1 protein-coding gene is annotated in these 2,020 nt (G+C 55.0%); it reads left to right on the top strand.

Annotated elements, in window-relative coordinates; genetic code table 11:
- Positions 1 to 418 precede the first annotated feature (418 nt).
- Positions 419 to 1,351 (top strand): IS5-like element ISPko1 family transposase, encoded by a 933-nt coding sequence (locus tag CDV49_RS19405; protein WP_088216946.1) that lies wholly within the window; start codon positions 419 to 421, stop codon positions 1,349 to 1,351.
- Positions 1,352 to 2,020: the final 669 nt, after the last annotated feature.

The raw sequence follows: 2,020 nt of genomic DNA on the forward strand, positions 1-2,020 counted from the left end.
AGGTCAAAAATCGAGGTGCCCCTATGTAATCGGGATCCTCGCCGCCCTCATCCTGACATTCCTGATCCTCGCGCGTGGAAACAGAAAGCGCAAAATATATTACAGTGACGACGATAATCGCGATGGCGCAGGCGATTTTTATCTCTGGAAGCATTGAGCAAGGGACATGATTAATATAAATATCTATATAATAACATATATGGCCGGATACGCGGCCAATAATAATCCGAAATCACTAAGTCATCGCAGGGTGACCATTTCTATTTCTGGCGTCAAGAAATCCGGTTCGGAATTAACATAGCCTATCGGTCTTCGTCAACAGGATTTTATTGGCATCGAACGTGTCGATTGACTTGGCTCTGTTGCACAAATCCCGTGTGGGATTCATCTCATGAATCCAGCGTGGTAGCTGGGATACATGAGCAGACCTACACCCCCGACCTACAGGACCAGGAACTGGCCAGCCTACAATGAAGCGCTCAAGCGCCGCGGCTCGCTGACGATCTGGTTCGATCCCGAGATGAGCTGGGATGCCGCGCCGACAGGTAGGCGTGGCCGCCAGCAGACCTACAGCGATGCCGCCATCCAGACATGCCTTTCGATGAAGGTGCTGTTCGGCATGGCGCTTCGGCAGACGACAGGCTTCGTCGAAAGCCTACTGCGGCTGGTCGGCCTCGACTGGGCGGTGCCCGACTTCAGCACCCTGTCCCGCCGCCAGAAGACCCTGGCCGTGAACATCCCGTATCGCGGCTCCAAGGGGCCGCTGCACCTGCTGATCGACAGCACGGGCATCAAAGTCGAGGGCGAAGGCGAGTGGCACGCCCGCAAGCATGGTGGACCCAAACGGCGCGTCTGGCGCAAGATCCATCTCGGGATCGACGAGGAAACACTGGAGGTTCGCGCAGTCGAGGTCACAGGGAGCCATATCGGCGATGCACCGGTCTTACCCGACCTGCTCAACCAGATCCCAGCGTACGAGCAGATCAGCAGCGTCACTGCCGACGGTGCCTACGACACCCGCAAATGCCACGATGCAATCGCTGACCGCGGCGCCCGCGCTGTCATTCCGCCTCGCAAGAATGCCAAGCCGTGGAAGACCGTCACCGCCGGCGCGATCGCACGAAACGAAGCGCTGCGGGCATCGAAATACCTCGGTCGTGCTCTCTGGCGACGATGGAGCGGATACCACCGCCGAAGCCGCGTCGAAACGAAGATGCACTGTGTGAAACTGCTGGGGCAGCGCCTCATGGCGCGGGACTTCGACCGACAGGTCGCGGAGCTTCAGGTCCGTATCGCCGTTCTGAACGGCTACACCACGCTCGGCATCCCTGTCACAGAGCCCGTGGGATAAGTCTGTCCGGGGAAAGGGGAACCCCGGCCATCAGCCGATTTGTGCAACAGAGCCGATTGACTTCATAAATATGCTACCCCGGGCCATACATAAAGAAGTAAAATGAGTTCATTTTGATATGATTTAATTTCTTTCCCCGCAGCATCGCAATTCTGGCGCATGATTTCCGAATGACGATCTCTATAACATATTATGAAGTTTATGAAATCTTTTGTATTGGAAATGGGTCTGCAGGGTCGATTTCAATGAATCGCGATTATTTACGCCAAAATCAATAGTATTGCTTATGGTATCATCATGATGAATCATCAGAACGGGATAATGACTTTCTCCTTCACTAAGTCATGCCCCGGTCAAGATGTAACGTCCCCGTATAGCCAATTGATATTGCTCTGCGGAGGCGTCGGCGCTCCGGGGCGGTCAATGCCAGAGTTCATTTAAGGCGTTATATGCCGCGCAAACGGCATGGTCCCTGGACAGAGGCGGCATAAAATACCCACTCGTGCGACGTGCGGGCCTGAACAAACGTCATGTCACAACGGAGACACTCGGCCCTCGCCCCGGGTACAAGCAGACCGCAGATCCGGCCGGATATCGGAGCGATGATCGCAGCATCTTGTCTAAAGGGATAAGCGGGTGCAAACTTAAGGGCACCTCGAAAAATTGCCC

The sequence above is a fragment of the Haematobacter genomosp. 1 genome (assembly GCF_002196855.1).
Taxonomy (GTDB): domain Bacteria; phylum Pseudomonadota; class Alphaproteobacteria; order Rhodobacterales; family Rhodobacteraceae; genus Haematobacter.